General features: G+C 39.3%; 16 protein-coding genes. 14 read left to right on the top strand and 2 right to left on the bottom strand.

The window, feature by feature from the left end:
- Positions 1–3: 3 nt before the first annotated feature.
- The 4 genes from QL995_RS08565 to QL995_RS08550 all read left to right on the top strand — a co-directional run bounded on the left by QL995_RS08565 (position 4) and on the right by QL995_RS08550 (position 3401).
- Entirely contained in the window at positions 4–408 is a 405-nt protein-coding gene (locus QL995_RS08565) for a biopolymer transporter ExbD (RefSeq protein ID WP_007583867.1), read from the top strand.
- Positions 408–1025: an energy transducer TonB gene (locus QL995_RS08560; RefSeq protein WP_197111512.1), complete on the top strand. Its 618-nt coding sequence runs from the start codon at positions 408–410 to the stop codon at positions 1023–1025. Before QL995_RS08565 ends, QL995_RS08560 begins: the two co-directional genes overlap by 1 nt.
- Positions 1026–1036: 11 nt before the next feature.
- Positions 1037–2296, top strand: coding sequence for a tetratricopeptide repeat protein (locus QL995_RS08555; RefSeq protein ID WP_165725919.1), 1260 nt, complete (start codon positions 1037–1039; stop codon positions 2294–2296).
- A gap of 61 nt (positions 2297–2357) precedes the next feature.
- The gene (locus QL995_RS08550) at positions 2358–3401 is read left to right on the top strand and encodes a hypothetical protein (RefSeq protein WP_290293988.1); all 1044 of its coding nucleotides are present in this window, start codon (positions 2358–2360) and stop codon (positions 3399–3401) included.
- A gap of 16 nt (positions 3402–3417) precedes the next feature.
- Here the strand turns inward: QL995_RS08550 and QL995_RS08545 are convergent, their stop codons facing one another.
- Together QL995_RS08545 and QL995_RS08540 are read right to left on the bottom strand one after the other, a co-directional pair.
- Entirely contained in the window at positions 3418–3744 is a 327-nt protein-coding gene (locus QL995_RS08545) for a TraR/DksA C4-type zinc finger protein (protein WP_024590816.1), read from the bottom strand.
- Between the two features lie 61 nt (positions 3745–3805).
- A complete protein-coding gene (locus tag QL995_RS08540) occupies positions 3806–4786 on the bottom strand; it encodes a tRNA-dihydrouridine synthase (protein WP_007583877.1) in 981 nt (326 codons plus the stop codon).
- A 225-nt stretch (positions 4787–5011) separates the two neighbouring features.
- Between QL995_RS08540 and QL995_RS08535 the strand changes: the two genes are divergently transcribed.
- From QL995_RS08535 to QL995_RS08490, 10 genes are all read left to right on the top strand, one after another.
- On the top strand, positions 5012–5545 hold the full coding sequence (locus tag QL995_RS08535) for a hypothetical protein (RefSeq protein WP_010553389.1): 534 nt from the start codon (positions 5012–5014) through the stop codon (positions 5543–5545).
- A 67-nt stretch (positions 5546–5612) separates the two neighbouring features.
- Entirely contained in the window at positions 5613–6470 is an 858-nt protein-coding gene (locus QL995_RS08530; RefSeq protein WP_290293987.1) for a DUF692 domain-containing protein, read from the top strand.
- Positions 6471–6506: 36 nt separating this feature from the next.
- Positions 6507–7259: a putative DNA-binding domain-containing protein gene (locus QL995_RS08525; RefSeq protein ID WP_290293986.1), complete on the top strand. Its 753-nt coding sequence runs from the start codon at positions 6507–6509 to the stop codon at positions 7257–7259.
- Between the two features lie 72 nt (positions 7260–7331).
- Complete coding sequence (locus tag QL995_RS08520; protein WP_002962301.1) at positions 7332–7454, top strand: hypothetical protein; 123 nt, start codon at positions 7332–7334, stop codon at positions 7452–7454.
- A gap of 171 nt (positions 7455–7625) precedes the next feature.
- Positions 7626–8171: an adenine phosphoribosyltransferase gene (apt, locus tag QL995_RS08515; protein WP_007584093.1), complete on the top strand. Its 546-nt coding sequence runs from the start codon at positions 7626–7628 to the stop codon at positions 8169–8171.
- A gap of 3 nt (positions 8172–8174) precedes the next feature.
- Positions 8175–10700, top strand: a complete 2526-nt coding sequence (dnaX, locus tag QL995_RS08510) for a DNA polymerase III subunit gamma/tau (RefSeq protein WP_290293985.1) — start codon at positions 8175–8177, stop codon at positions 10698–10700.
- Positions 10701–10760: 60 nt separating this feature from the next.
- Positions 10761–11087, top strand: coding sequence for a YbaB/EbfC family nucleoid-associated protein (locus tag QL995_RS08505; RefSeq protein WP_002962306.1), 327 nt, complete (start codon positions 10761–10763; stop codon positions 11085–11087).
- 7 nt (positions 11088–11094) lie between these two features.
- Complete coding sequence (recR, locus tag QL995_RS08500; RefSeq protein WP_008165968.1) at positions 11095–11703, top strand: recombination mediator RecR; 609 nt, start codon at positions 11095–11097, stop codon at positions 11701–11703.
- Between the two features lie 296 nt (positions 11704–11999).
- The gene (locus QL995_RS08495) at positions 12000–13901 is read left to right on the top strand and encodes an MFS transporter (RefSeq protein WP_290293984.1); all 1902 of its coding nucleotides are present in this window, start codon (positions 12000–12002) and stop codon (positions 13899–13901) included.
- Positions 13902–13905: 4 nt separating this feature from the next.
- Positions 13906–14631: an RluA family pseudouridine synthase gene (locus QL995_RS08490; RefSeq protein ID WP_290293983.1), complete on the top strand. Its 726-nt coding sequence runs from the start codon at positions 13906–13908 to the stop codon at positions 14629–14631.
- Positions 14632–14641: the final 10 nt, after the last annotated feature.

The following is a 14641-nucleotide window of genomic DNA, read 5'->3' as shown; positions in this document are numbered from 1 at the left end:
AATATGGCACGTAAACAACGTTTTCGTGAAGAAGAAGAAGCAGCGGTTGATATGACGCCAATGCTTGACATCGTATTTATCATGCTTATTTTCTTTATCGTAACTACATCGTTCGTTAAAGAGGCTGGTATCGAGGTCAATAAACCAAAAGCTGCCCAAGCTACTAAGCAAAAAAATGCTAACATTTTTATTGCTATTCGTAGTAACGGCGAAATCTGGGTTGATAAACAACAAATTGATGTTGAACGTATTTCAGCAAAAATCGAAAGTTTATTAGCAGAACAACCTACTGAAGTTGTGATTATACAAGCTGATAAAGAAGCTAAACACGGCACAGTGGTTAAAGTTATGGACCAGATTAAAGCGACGGGTGACAACCTTAGAATTTCAATAGCTGGAGATCAGTAATGATTCGTTTTCTGTTTTCACTGATTGCAGGTGGGGCAGTTACTTTCGGCTTGTTCTACTTCATGGCCTTCCTCATCTCTGGTGGGGCTGACCGTAATACGGAACAAAAAGAGCAGATCATAGTCGAAATAATGACGAATCCGCCTGAATCTAAGGTGCAGGAGAGGAAGCGTGTACCGCCTCCTCCTCCACCACCGCCAAAGCAGCCGCCTAAACCGCAGCCGCCACAGCCGGAAAATAATAACCCTAATCCTGGTGCTATGTCATTTAATATGGGTAGTATCGATATAGGTAGTTCAGCTGGTGGATTAAGTGGTCCTGGTGCATTTGGACGAGATGGTGATGCGACACCTATCGTTCGTATAGAACCAAAATATCCAACGCAAGCAGCACGTGATGGCAAAGAAGGTTGGGTACAACTTTCATTCACAATTGATGAGTTAGGTGGAGTGATTGACGTTGAAGTAATTGACGCAGATCCGAAACGTATCTTTGACCGTGAAGCTAAACGCGCATTGCGTAAATGGAAGTACCGTCCAAAGATCATTGACGGAAAACCACAGAAACAACCAGGTTTACAAGTTCAATTAGACTTTAAACTTAACCAAGGCAACTAAGGAGGCGAGTAATGAGAAATTTTTCTAAAGTAACTGCTCTTGCGATTCTTATGTCTGTGACTGGTGCTACTTTAAGTGCATCTGTTTTAGCAGCGCCAGATTACGCAAAAATTGAAGAGCGTAAAAAAGCAAAAACTAAAATCATGGGCGAGCGTACTGGTAAAAAGGTAATTAAAGCATTTGACTTGTACAATGAAGAAAAAGTTGATGAAGCAATTGTGTTGCTTAGAGAGATTGATGCTTCGAATGACTTTGATAAAGCGACTGTAAATCGTTACTTAGGTAGCATGTACGCGCAAAAAGAAAAGTATGACGAAGCGATTAAGTACTCTAAACAAGCAGTTGCCCCTGATGTTTTAAACTTTGCTGATCAAGAACAAACTCTAAAACTGTTAGGCGATTTATACGCCGGTACTGAAAAGTATCAAGAAGCCAAAAAAGCTTATGTAGCTTGGATGGACTTCACTGGCCAAGAAGACCCTACGGTTTACACACGTATTGCCCAAGCTAATTTCCAGTTAGAGCAGTTTCGTGATGTTTTTGAACCAGCAGATAAGGCAATTAAACTTCAAAAAGAGCCAAATAAAGGCCCTTTCCAACTAAAACTAGCTGCATACTTTGAACTTAAAGATTATGCAAGTATGGTTAAAGTTGGCGAAGAGATTGTTCGTGTATGGCCTGATGATAAAAAAGCTTGGATTGGTTTAGGTAAATATTACCTACAAACTGAGGATTATTCTAAAGGTTTAGCAACGATGGAAGTTGCTTACAAGAACGGTTACTTTGAAAATGAAGTTGATTATAAAGTCTTATCTAACTTTTACTCTCTAAACGAGATCCCTTTTAGAGCAGCTGTAACGCTAGAAAAGGCCATTAAGAGTGAAAAAGTAAAACGTACAAAGCAGAATATTAACGCGATTGCTAGTAATTATCATCGCTCTAAAGATCTAGAAAAAGCTGCTAAGTACTACGAAGAAGCTGCTAAATTTGATGACGACGCTGAACTTTATCGTAAAGCTGGTTCATTACTTTTACAATCTGAAAAATTCAGTGCTGCTGTTGTTCGTTTGAACAAAGCATTAGAGCTTGGCTCTGATAAAAAAGGTACTATTTATTCAGATTTAGCTGAAGCGTATTACTATCAAGGTAAGTATAAGCAAGCATATGCTGCAATTACTAAAGCTATGGATGACCCTCGCACACGTAAGTTTGCAAAAGGTTGGTCTACATATATTAAAGATAAAGCCGCTCGCAACGGTGTTAAAATTTAATTTTAATTAGCTAAAGCAACTTATAAAAAGCCCCTCTGGGGCTTTTTTTATTGGAACTACTATGTATAAAAAGCTCTCTTTTTCATTACTACTGTGCTTATTTTTAGCTGCATGTTCAAAGCAGCCTCAACCTTATGAGTCATTTGAAGACGCACAAGTTGCTTTAAAAACTTTAAACATGGCACTTGTACAACCAGACGCTAAAAAAATCGATAGGATTACTAAAGAGCAATTGGTATTTTCTGATGCGTATTTAGTTAAACGTCATACTATTTATCAGAACCTAATGGGTATGGAGCTTAATCTCAATCAAATTGCACAAGTAAACTACTTGGTTATTGCAGAGCGCTTTCCTGAGCGCTATTTTAATTGGCCGGCTCAAGTAGACGTATTAAAAAACATGCTTGCTTTTGAGGGGTCAAAAAGTACGCCGGATAATATTATTACTTGGCTTAAGTTAACCCAAGATACGCTAGACAGTGCTAAACAAAGCAATTTAAAGCTGAATAAAATTGAGCTCACACTACTACAAAGCTATGTATTGAGTGCGATAGGTAGTAATGACGCTCAACCAGCGCTTAAGAGTCATATAAGAGCTTTTAGCGATTATTTAACTAGTTATAAGCCTAGAGGTAGTGTTGGTCTGAGAGGCCTACCAAATGGGTCACAGTGGTATCAGAGCAAACTTAATTACTTCAGTGGCGAAGTACATTCACCGCTAGAGTGGGTTACTATTTTAAATGAAAATATAAAAGTATTAGATCGTGTTGCATTCGACAGTAAATTGTCTATTTCTCATAAAAAATCGTTTTTAGTGCAGTATCTATCGGATGAAAAATTAATTGAAGGGCTTGATTGGCAGGCTGATTATCAAGACTTACCTGCAATGGCGAGCAATATGAACATGTCTGATAAAGATAAAACATTGATGCTTGTAATGATGGAATCAGATATTGGCATTCATTACCATGCGTGGACTTTGCCACAGGCGAAGGTAAACCTTATGAAACGCTTAGAAATCACCCAAGAAGAGGCTCAATATTTAGTTGAAGATATCATACTCTACCCAGGGCAATCATTTAGCTTTATACAACAAATTATATAATGATTTGAAAGTGCGCTTATTGTGCGCACTTTGTACACCGTTGAGTTGCGGGGTCTAGTTCAAGTGATTTGGCTGGTATTTTTTCTTCACAGTCGCAGCAGTAGCCATATTGCCCAATTTCTATTTGGCTGACCGCCGCTTCTAATTTAGTCATGCGACTGATCAAAAACGCATACTCAGGACCTAGCTTCTCTGCTGCACAGTCTAACCATTCATTGTTTGCTGTATTATCTAAAATTTGTATTAAATGCTGATGTGTAGGGTAGGCTGATTTAGAAAGCATAGTTAATATATTTAATTTAATTTGTGCTATTTCATCGTTTAGTCTTTTTTGATGATGCATTATCAGTACAACCTTATTAAATTGGCTTCACGTTATACTGATATTATCTAGAGGCTTTAGGTTAGCCGTTATGATTTGAATCAAGTTGCGGTGCTTTGGCGTATTTATTTAATACGCTTGCCACATCTTCTTTACTTTTTAAACGCCTGATTTCATCAAATAAATCGATCGCTTGCGGGTATTGGCGTTTAAGGTAACCTAGCCATTGCTTTGTACGAGAAGCAAAATACTTTTCATCTTTTGCAGGGTCTTGATGAATAGCAGAGTGGATTAAGTGATAAATAATATGCTCCCATTGAAGGCCATCATATTGTTCATTATTTACATGAGCTTTAATTTTTTTTGCTAAATCAGGGTGCGAAAGGGCGCCACGACCAAGCATCAAATCAGTACATCCACTTCGTTTTTGGCAAAGCATTGCGTCCTCAACTTGCCAAATTTCACCATTGGCAACAACGGCAATATTTTTATCTTTTATTATTGGTGGAATTTTTTCCCAATAAGCTGGCGGGTTATAACCATCACGTTTGGTTCTGGCGTGTATAGCTACACTATTTGCGCCTGCGCTTACCACAGCATCAACAATTTCTTGGCTGTTACTGTCATCATCAAAGCCTAAGCGAATTTTTGCACTTACTTCATGTTTGTCATCTACAGCATCTCGGACTGCTTTAATAATCGTATACATGTGGTCAGGATCTTTAAGCAGTACAGCACCCCCTCGACTACGATTAACGGTTTTTGCTGGGCAACCAAAGTTAAGGTCGACCCCATGAGATCCTAAAGCAATTGCTCTTACTGCATTTTCGGCTAACGGATTTGCTTCTTGGCCGAGTAATTGAACACGCACAGGAGTACCTGCTCGCGTAAATCCATTATTATGTAGTTCAGGGCAAAATCGATGAAAAACTTTATCAGGTAAGCATGTTTCAACCACTCTTACAAACTCGGTAACGCACAAATCGAACCCACCAATGTCTGTGAGTAATTGGCGCATTTTAAAATCAACGACACCTTCCATAGGTGCTAAAACAAGTTTCATAAAGTGATTAATTTTGATAAAAAACTGGACGCATAGTTTACCTGTAAATCACACATTGATAAATCTGTAATTACCAACCATATTTAATGTAGAAACCGCAAAAGTAAATATTATGAAAATAAATGAAAGTTTTTATTCTCGTACAGGTCTACTTAAGCATACAAGCAATTTAAAATACATTTTTATTGCTGAGATTTACAATACTTGATTAAAGAGAGTCACAAAATGAATACAGTTAAAAAAAATACAATCGCGTTAACTTTAGGTGCAGTAGTTGTTGGCTCTGCAAGCTTTGTATCTGCAGATGTACAAGCCAACCCATTTGAGTTTCAACAATTAGTGACAGGTTACCAACTAGACGCTAAAGAAGGTAAGTGTGGTGAAGGTAAATGTGGCGGCGATGCTAAAGATGCAAAAGCTAAAACAGAAGGTAAGTGCGGCGAAGGTAAATGTGGCGGCGATGCAAAAGATGCAAAAGCTAAAACAGAAGGTAAGTGCGGCGAAGGTAAATGTGGCGGCGATGCAAAAGATGCAAAAGCTAAAACAGAAGGCAAATGTGGTGAAGGTAAATGTGGCGGCGATGCAAAAGATGCAAAAGCTAAAACAGAAGGCAAGTGTGGTGAAGGTAAATGTGGCGGCGACGCAAAAGATGCAAAAGCTAAAACAGAAGGCAAATGTGGTGAAGGTAAATGCGGCGGCGATGCTAAAAAAACTAAAAAAGAAGGTAAGTGCGGCGAAGGTAAATGTGGCGGTCGTTAATATCTTATTCTAAATAAGTTATGCTAAAAGGGCCTTAAGGCCCTTTTTTGATAAGTTAGAGGTAGTTATGACACAAATCCAGAGTACAGATTTCGGGATGGTGGGCCTTGGCCTACGACGAGAAATGCTTGATGAACTGCTTGAACACGTACCTAATCAAGTAGATTTTTTGGAAGTTGCGCCAGAGAACTGGTTAAAACTAGGTGGACGCTTTAAAAAGCAATTTAGAACATTAACAGATGCAAATAATTTTGTGTGTCATGGATTATCACTGTCTATCGGTTCACCCGAACCACTGGATGTTGAATTTGTTAAATCTTTAAAAGTTTTTTTTGAAGAGCACAATATAAAAATTTTCAGTGAGCACTTAAGTTACTGCTCTGGTAAAGGCCATATGTATGACTTAATGCCTATTCCGTTTACACAAGATGCTATAGCACATGTTGTCCCTCGTATTAAACAAGTACAAGACATACTTGAGCAGCAAATTGCGATAGAAAATGTTTCCTATTATGGCGCTCCTGGACAGCAATTATCAGAGCTCGAATTTACAAATACCATTTTAGAGCAGGCAGACTGCAAGCTTTTACTGGATGTGAATAACATTTATGTGAATTCGATTAATCATGGCTATAACGCACAATCGTTTTTAACTGGGCTGCCTTCTAATCGTATTGCCTATGGGCACGTTGCAGGCCATTATAATGAGGCTGATGACTTAATAGTTGATACACATGGTGCTGATGTCATTGATCCTGTGTGGGAGCTACTGGATAAAGCATATGAAGTGCATGGCGTATTTCCAACCTTGCTTGAGCGCGATTTTAATATCCCTACCATGAATATTTTAACCAAAGAGTTAGATATAATTCATGAGCTACAAGCTAAACACATTACTTCAACGGTTTCAAAACAACGAGCTTAATATAAGCCTTTATAAATATTAAAAGAGTGCCTGGTTATGAGCTTTATTGAAATACAAAACGAATTTATGGCGCATATTCGCGAGCCTAAAAAAAATAAAAAGCCCAGCGGTATCGAAGACAGGCGTATGGCCATTTATCGCGACCTATTTTTTAATAACATTGAAGGTTTTATATCATCAGGCTTTCCGGTATTAAAAACCTTATATACAGACAAGCAATGGCTGGTTCTTGTACGCCAGTTTTTTAGCGAATATGATTGTCATTCGCCGTACTTTTTAGATATAGCAGGGGAGTTTATTAATTACTTATCAAGTGATTATAAAATGAAAAGATACGATCCCGTGTTTATGCTAGAACTAGCGCATTATGAATGGGTAGAGCTAGATGTATCAATTGCACACGAAGACGAGCAAGAGCAAAAATTACAAGCAACGGCGCTTACTAGCTCAGCTTTGTACTTGTCAAAAGTAGCGAGAAATTTAAGTTATCAGTTCCCAGTGCAAAATATAAGCAAGCGGTTTAAGCCAACAGAGCCATCACCTCAACTTAATTATTTTGTTGTGTATAGAGATGAAGACGATGACGTCCAATTTTTGGCAACAAATGCGATGACTGCTTTGTTATTGTCAATTGTTGAGGCGAGTGAGGGCGCGACGTTTGACGACGTTTGCCAACAAGTACTCGCTCATGCACCACAATTTAATGCACAGCAAATTGCTCAAGGCGCATTGGTTACCCTTAATGCAATGGTTGAGCGCGGTGTTATTGTGACAAAAAATCAAGATTAAGGTCTTTATTGATGATTTTACATCGTCTATTATGGCAGCCTTATTTGTCGTGCTTAATAAAAGGTTGTACCAATGTCAGATGATAAAGACTTTAAAGATCCGTTCAACGCTACTTATTTTCTTGCTTTTTTAGCTGTATTTGCAGGAATTGGGTGTTTAAATGCAATATTAGGCTGGATCACTAGCTTAACTTAAAATGCATAGCGTTTATTAAGGCTGTTGCTTACTTCAGCCTTGAATATCTTTATTTTTAATTACACTCCCACACTTAATACTTCTTTTATAATAACGCCAAACTCGCAATTAAAGGTTAGTTAAGGTTATAATCACCTGCTTTGTAATATAAACAATTGAGCAGTTAAAATTATGACTCAAGTAACACCAGCAATTATCAAAAACAGCATAACTACAATTGCTGATTATCCAAAGCCGGGCATCATGTTTCGCGATGTAACCACTTTAATGGCAAATCCAGAAGCCTTTAAAGCAACTATTGACGCGTTTATCGCAGAATATAAAGATCAGGGTTTTACTAAAATAATTGGCACAGAATCACGTGGCTTTATTTTTGGTGCGCCACTGTCTTACGCATTAGGCATTCCGTTTATTCCAGTTCGTAAACCAGGTAAGTTACCACGCGAAGTTATTCGTCAAGATTACTTACTTGAGTACGGTGAAGACACGCTAGAGCTGCATGTTGATGCAATTGTACCTGGCGATAAAGTATTATTAGTTGATGACTTATTAGCAACTGGCGGCACAATTGAAGCCACAGCTAAATTAGTTCATAAACTAGGTGGCGAAGCCACAGATGCTGCATTTGTTGTATCACTACCAGAACTTGGTGGCGAGCAGCGCATCAAAAAAATGGGTATTAAAATCCTAAAATTGGTTGAATTCGAAGGCGAGTAATCGATGAGTTATCAGGTTCTAGCGAGAAAATGGCGTCCTCAAACCTTTCATGAATTGGTTGGGCAGTCTCATGTTAAGCAAGCGCTTGTAAATGCGCTTACACAAAATAGACTGCATCACGCTTATTTATTCACTGGAACCCGCGGTGTAGGTAAAACTACTATTGCGCGTATTTTTGCTAAAAGCTTAAATTGCGACGAAGGTATATCTGCAAATCCGTGTGGCCAATGTAGCAGCTGTTTAGATATAGAAGCAGGGCGCTACATTGACTTACTCGAAATAGATGCGGCTTCTCGTACAAAAGTAGAAGACACCCGCGAAATACTCGATAACGTTCAATATGCACCAACACGTGGACGTTATAAAGTATACCTAATCGATGAAGTTCACATGCTTTCTAAGCACAGCTTTAATGCGCTTTTGAAAACGCTTGAAGAGCCACCAGAGCATGTGAAATTTTTATTGGCGACGACCGATCCTCAAAAACTACCAGTTACTATTTTATCTCGCTGTTTGCAATTTAACTTAAATGCGTTATCGCAAAGTGAAATTAAAACACAGCTTGAACACGTACTTACTCAAGAGCAGCTTAGCTTTGATACCGATGCACTTAGCATTATTTCAAAAGCCGCTGATGGCAGTATGCGTGATGCGCTTAGCTTAACCGACCAAGCTATCGCACAAACAAATGGTGATATTAATAATCAAGCAGTACAAACTATGCTTGGTTTAATGGATACTCATTATAGCCAAAGCTTGCTTGCAGCATTACTTGCACAAGATGGCGCTGCGCTAATGGATGAGATTGCGCAGGTGGCAAGTCGTAATCCTAATTATGTGGCATTACTTGATGATTTAATTGCACTTACGCATTTGACTCAACTAACCCAGTTAGTGCCAGAAGCGGCAGGGCTAGATGAAAAAAATGTAGATTATATTGCTCATGTTGCACAGCATACGAGCCCACAACAAATTCAAGTTTATTATCAGTTACTGTTAAATGGTAAAAAAGATTTACAATGGGCACCAGAACCTCGCTTAGGTTTTGAAATGATAATGCTAAGATTATTAGCATTTAAGCCTACAGACACTCAACAAACTGTACACACAGTAAACGAAGAGCCGGCCCCAAATAAACAAGGCCGCGCAAATGCACTGCGAGATATATTAAATAAAAATAAAACATCGCAAAACACTGTAGCTAGCCAAAGTAGTGTCCCTGTAAATAATACTAAGCCAGTTAGCAATACAGAGCAGCCTAAATCCCTTGAGATAGAGCCTTTACCAAATGTTGCCGCTCAGACATTGAATAATGATGTCGTACAAAGTAATAATGAGCCTGCCCAAGTTGCAGTAGAGCAACCGGTTCAACAAAGTGAAAACGCTATTGAACAACAGGCTTCAGCTAATGAGCAACCACAAACCAATGTTGTTTCGGATGCTCAAGCCCAGCGCCAAAGTGAAGATGAAGCTTACATGCAACATAGTGATGCTGAGCAAACGTTAGCTTCGCAGTTTGACGATATAATGAGTAGCGCTGTAGATCAGGGTTTTAAACCTGCACCTACTGCAAACTCAGAGTCTTCACCAGAGCCCTTAACAAATCACAATGCAAGTACGCCAATAGCTGAACAAGAAGCGCAGGCGCAATCTGCCATTGCTCGTATTTTACGTGACAGAAACATATCGGGTGCGGGTAGGTTATCAGGCAAGAGTACAAGTACATCTGCAAATAATGTAGCAGTGCAGCCAAGCCAAGCGCCTGCTAAAAAGCCAGAACAGCATCCAAGAATGCCTAAAGCCCAAAGTGTTCATCAAGGTAGTGCAGATACAAGTTCAAGTGAGCTTAATAGCCCTTCAAGTACAGGGTCTGGCGATATCCCTCCTTGGGCAACTGATAGCGAAGGTGAGAGTGAAAAAAAGCATGAGCTCCCAGTAACAGGGGGCCAAACCCAGGCACATAATCACTCCCACATAAAGCCAGCTAGTAAGATTGATTTTAAAGCAAAGCACCAAACAATTACTGAAAATCTTGCGCCAGAATTACTTGAGCAAATAAACCCTCAAAAAGCGCCTGAAATAGTGCCAGAGGAAGTAAGTATTCCTGCCCCTGATGATTTTCAAAGCCCAATTAGTGAAATTAGATTTGCACATCAACAAGATGAATGGGCTTATTTAATTAAACGTATGGGACTGGGTGGTCGTATGCGCCAATTTGCATTGCATTCAATATTTACCAAGCAAGGCAACAGTTTACATATAGACGTTGATGAATCACAAAAGCATTTAGATACACCGATGCTTCGCCAAAGATTAGATGCCGCATTGTCGAGTATTTATGAGCATAACGTGTCGTTAAGTATTAATTTTGCTAAGGGAGTTATTGACTCTCCTTATCTTATTCAGCAAAAAATTGATGCAGGTCGTCATCAACAAGCAATCGATGTGATCACATCTGATGAAAACATAGTACAATTTCAGCAAGTATTTAGCGCCGAAATTGACGAAAACAGTATTCAGGCATTGTAATTACTTACAATCGCCCTTATGTTCATGTTAATTAATGTATTAAAAGAAAGAGAGAAAGTTATGTTTAAAGGTGGAATGGGCAACATGATGAAGCAAGCGCAGCAAATGCAAGATCGCATGCAAAAAGCCCAAGACGAAATCGCAACATTAGAAGTTGTTGGCGAAGCCGGTGCCGGTTTAGTTAAAGTAACCATGCTTGGTAACCACAATGTACGTCGTGTTCAGCTTGATGAAAGCCTTATGGAAGACGACAAAGACATGATTGAAGATTTACTTGCAGCAGCATGTAACGATGCTGTACGCCGTGTTGCAGAAGAAACACAAGAGCGCATGGGTAAAGTAACTGGCGGTATGCAATTACCACCAGGTATGAAAATGCCGTTTTAAGTAAATAATGCAACTTTCAGATAGTTTAAATCAGCTTATAGAAGCACTGCGCTGTCAACCGGGCATTGGTCCAAAGTCAGCGCAACGTATTGCTTTTCACTTGCTTGAGCGCGACCGAAAAGGAGGCACTCAGCTTGGCAATGCATTGACTAAAGCAATGACAGCCATAGGGCATTGTCAGTCTTGTCGTACTTTTTGCGAACAAGCTCAGTGCGATATTTGTTTAAGTACAAAACGCCAAGACAGCGGCATATTATGTGTTGTTGAATCGCCTACTGATGTGCTTGCCATTGAGCAAACAGGTCAGTATTTAGGGCTATACTTTGTTTTAATGGGTCATTTATCGCCAATTGACGGTATCGGCCCTAAAGAAATTGGCTTAGACGTTTTAGAGCAAAAACTTGCTCAAGGCGGTATTAATGAGGTTATTTTAGCGACTAACCCTACCGTTGAAGGCGATACTACAGCTCATTATATTGCTCAGCTTTGTCATAAATATAAAGTAGGTGCTTCGCGTATCGCTCACGGTATTCCTGTGGGGGGCGAGCTTGATTTAGTAGATGGTAGAACGCTTATGCATGCTTTTAGCGGCAGGCGTTTAGTTACACAAGACTAACTCTAAGTTACTATTTGAAAAGATATTATAAAAGCCTACATGATTAAATTATGTAGGCTTTTTTGTTTTTAAGGTAAGCTTAGAAGCAATCTAATACCAATCCGCAATAATACTTAATCATTTTGCGGGGCTAAACGTGTCGCTACCTGCGTTAAAAAATTCTCATTTAGAACAACTAAATAGCGAGTTTTTTGCCTAACTATCAACACGTTTTCCCGCCCTCAAAATAGATCATTTAATTAAACGAATTGGTATAATATATTTTTGGGCTATGTCTCTAATTAGTAAGGAATACAATGAAAGATAATCACCCCTACCAAGGTACATTACTGGGTAGTAAGCGTTTTTTACCGCTTTTTATTACGCAGTTTTTCTCAGCGATAAACGATAACGTGTATAAGCAATCAGTGCTTATTTTATTGATATTCCAGGCTGCAACGCTTGCTGATGGCGCACTTTATTCAAATATTGCTGCTGGGTTATTTATCCTACCTTTCTTTTTATTTTCAGGGATGGCGGGGCAGCTAGCTGAAAAAACAGAAAAATCCAAACTAATCAGAATCGTAAAGCTATGTGAAATCCCTATTATGGTTGTAGGGGCAGTCTCTATTTTAACGCAGTATCTTTGGCTGATGTTAGCCACCGTATTTTTAATGGGCGTACAAAGTACGTTTTTTGGTCCATTAAAATACTCTATTTTACCGCAGCACGTAGCCCCTAACGAATTAACAAAAGCGAATGGCTTGGTTGAATCAGGCACGTTTGTAGCAATATTAATTGGTACAATTTTTGGCACCTATTATATTACTCAATCAGTAGGGCCTACGCTTATAAGTATTGCCGTATTAGTACTGGCTGTTATGGGTTATGTGAGCAGTCGCTTTATACCCATTAGTGAGGCAAACGAGCCTAACTTAAAATTTACCTATAATATATTTTCATCCACGAAAAACGTATTTTCAGCACTTAATTCGCAAACAGAATCGGTTGGTAAGTCAGTGCTTGGGATTAGTTGGTTTTGGTTAATTGGCGCAATTATTTTAACGTCCCTACCAAATTATGTAAAACACACAATGGGCGGCGATGAACTGGTTGTAACTAGCGCGCTTGTTGTGTTTTCACTAAGTATTGCTATTGGTTCATTACTGTGTGAAAAGCTTTCTCGCTCTCGAATAGAATTAGGAATTGTGCCTTTTGGCGCTATTTTAATTACCTTGTTTTTATACTTACTGAGCCAAGAGAGCGCTATTAGCTCTTATTTACCTCAAAACCTTGAATTATTGACGCTTGATCAGTTATTAAAAACAGGCGACATGTTGTGGCATTTTGTATGGATGGCAGGCATTGGTATTGGCTCTGGTTTTTATACTGTACCTCTGTATGCGCTTATTCAACAGCGTACTGAAGAGTCGAGTCGCTCACGAGTTATAGCGGCTAACAATGTATTAAATGCACTGTTTATGGTGGGCAGTGCTGTTTTAAGTATTGTAACGCTGTCTGTTTTTCAGTGGAGTATTTCAGAGTTGCTACTGTTACTTGCTGGGCTAAACTTGCTTATATCTGTTTATATTTATACCAAAGTACCAGAGTTCTTTTTACGATTTATTATATATATTTTAGCTATTTGTATGTACAGAGTGCGTACAAAAGGTGAAAGTAATATTCCAGATGAAGGCGCTGCCGTTATAGTGTGTAATCACGTGAGCTTTGTCGATTGGATGTTTATTTTAGCAGCATCACCAAGGCCTATCCGATTTATGGTATTTGCCCCTATTTATTATTCGCCAGCCCTACATTGGTTATTTAAAATGGCCAAAGCTATTCCCATTAACAGTGAAAAAACCAATCCGGAAGCGTTTAAAAAAGCGTTTGGCGAAGTGGCTGCTGCGCTTAATAAAGGCGAACTTGTTGGTATTTTCCCTGAAGGAAAACTAACCAGTGACGGCTCTATCGATATTTTTCGCCGTGGAATCGAGCGCATTATTGAGCGCTCACCTGTGCCCGTTATCCCTGTGCATTTAGGGGGCCTGTGGGGAAGTATGTTTAGCCGAAAAGCTAAGTGGCAACTACCACGATTAAAATGGTCTTTGGTGTCGGTTGCAGTAGGTACCCCGATTGCCGCTGACAAAGTAGTAGCAGACGATTTACGTGAGCAAGTATTGGCTTTAAAAGCGCTTCATTCAAAAGATATTGACTAATTTAATGGCTAACTCAACATCGCAAACACCTTCAGCACCACACATGATTGTTGATGACTTTGTAGCGCCTAAGTGCGACGGGTTTATTGAAATATTATATCAAGATGACGATATTTTACTGATCAATAAACCCAGTGGGTTATTAAGTTTGTCTGGTAAGAATCCGCTTAACTGGGACTCAGTACATTACCGTTTAGTACATGGTCAAAAAGGGTTAACAGCCGCATTTGCTGAGGCTAAGTTACCGCATCGGTTAGATTTGGGTACATCGGGCATTATGATTGTTGGATTAAACGCCAAAGCATCAAAGCATCTTAATAAACAGTTTCAGGCGCGTACTATCCAAAAGCGTTATGTAGCCATGTTAGAGGGTAGCTTAGCTGTTGATGAGGGGGAAATTACTGCACCAATAGCAAAAGATAAACTGCTTTTTCCGCGAGTTAAAATTTGCCAAACGACGGGCAAAGTAGCGGTGAGTGAATACAGTGTGCTTGAGCGGCTTAAACAACCGTGCAGAACCTCAGTGCAATTTACGCCCGTTACCGGACGTACCCATCAATTACGAATACACAGCCAGTTTATAGGGCACCCAATTTTAGGCTGTGATTTATATAAAAGTGCGCAAAGTGAGTACATGGCAGGACGCTTACAATTACATGCCAGCGATTTATATTTTGAACATCCAACAACAGGTGAAAAGATTCATATTAATTGTCCGCACCCATTTTAGATAAACGAGA

The sequence above is a fragment of the Pseudoalteromonas sp. APC 3358 genome (assembly GCF_030408075.1).
GTDB classification, from domain to species: domain Bacteria; phylum Pseudomonadota; class Gammaproteobacteria; order Enterobacterales; family Alteromonadaceae; genus Pseudoalteromonas; species Pseudoalteromonas arctica.
Note: the sequence above shows the minus strand (reverse complement) of the source record. Positions and strands in the feature narration are given on the sequence as shown.

What these genes read in the sequence shown, in the direction of transcription:
- QL995_RS08530 (WP_290293987.1), top strand. Translation starts at nt 5,613, where the DNA reads ATGACACAAATCCAGAGTACAGATTTCGGGATGGTGGGCCTTGGCCTA.
- QL995_RS08555 (WP_165725919.1), top strand. Translation starts at nt 1,037, where the DNA reads ATGAGAAATTTTTCTAAAGTAACTGCTCTTGCGATTCTTATGTCTGTG.
- apt (WP_007584093.1), top strand. Translation starts at nt 7,626, where the DNA reads ATGACTCAAGTAACACCAGCAATTATCAAAAACAGCATAACTACAATT.
- QL995_RS08520 (WP_002962301.1), top strand. Translation starts at nt 7,332, where the DNA reads ATGTCAGATGATAAAGACTTTAAAGATCCGTTCAACGCTACTTATTTT.
- QL995_RS08565 (WP_007583867.1), top strand. Translation starts at nt 4, where the DNA reads ATGGCACGTAAACAACGTTTTCGTGAAGAAGAAGAAGCAGCGGTTGAT.
- QL995_RS08505 (WP_002962306.1), top strand. Translation starts at nt 10,761, where the DNA reads ATGTTTAAAGGTGGAATGGGCAACATGATGAAGCAAGCGCAGCAAATG.
- QL995_RS08535 (WP_010553389.1), top strand. Translation starts at nt 5,012, where the DNA reads ATGAATACAGTTAAAAAAAATACAATCGCGTTAACTTTAGGTGCAGTA.
- QL995_RS08525 (WP_290293986.1), top strand. Translation starts at nt 6,507, where the DNA reads ATGAGCTTTATTGAAATACAAAACGAATTTATGGCGCATATTCGCGAG.
- recR (WP_008165968.1), top strand. Translation starts at nt 11,095, where the DNA reads ATGCAACTTTCAGATAGTTTAAATCAGCTTATAGAAGCACTGCGCTGT.
- QL995_RS08490 (WP_290293983.1), top strand. Translation starts at nt 13,906, where the DNA reads ATGGCTAACTCAACATCGCAAACACCTTCAGCACCACACATGATTGTT.
- QL995_RS08560 (WP_197111512.1), top strand. Translation starts at nt 408, where the DNA reads ATGATTCGTTTTCTGTTTTCACTGATTGCAGGTGGGGCAGTTACTTTC.
- QL995_RS08540 (WP_007583877.1), bottom strand. Translation starts at nt 4,786, where the DNA reads ATGAAACTTGTTTTAGCACCTATGGAAGGTGTCGTTGATTTTAAAATG.
- QL995_RS08545 (WP_024590816.1), bottom strand. Translation starts at nt 3,744, where the DNA reads ATGCATCATCAAAAAAGACTAAACGATGAAATAGCACAAATTAAATTA.
- QL995_RS08550 (WP_290293988.1), top strand. Translation starts at nt 2,358, where the DNA reads ATGTATAAAAAGCTCTCTTTTTCATTACTACTGTGCTTATTTTTAGCT.
- dnaX (WP_290293985.1), top strand. Translation starts at nt 8,175, where the DNA reads ATGAGTTATCAGGTTCTAGCGAGAAAATGGCGTCCTCAAACCTTTCAT.
- QL995_RS08495 (WP_290293984.1), top strand. Translation starts at nt 12,000, where the DNA reads ATGAAAGATAATCACCCCTACCAAGGTACATTACTGGGTAGTAAGCGT.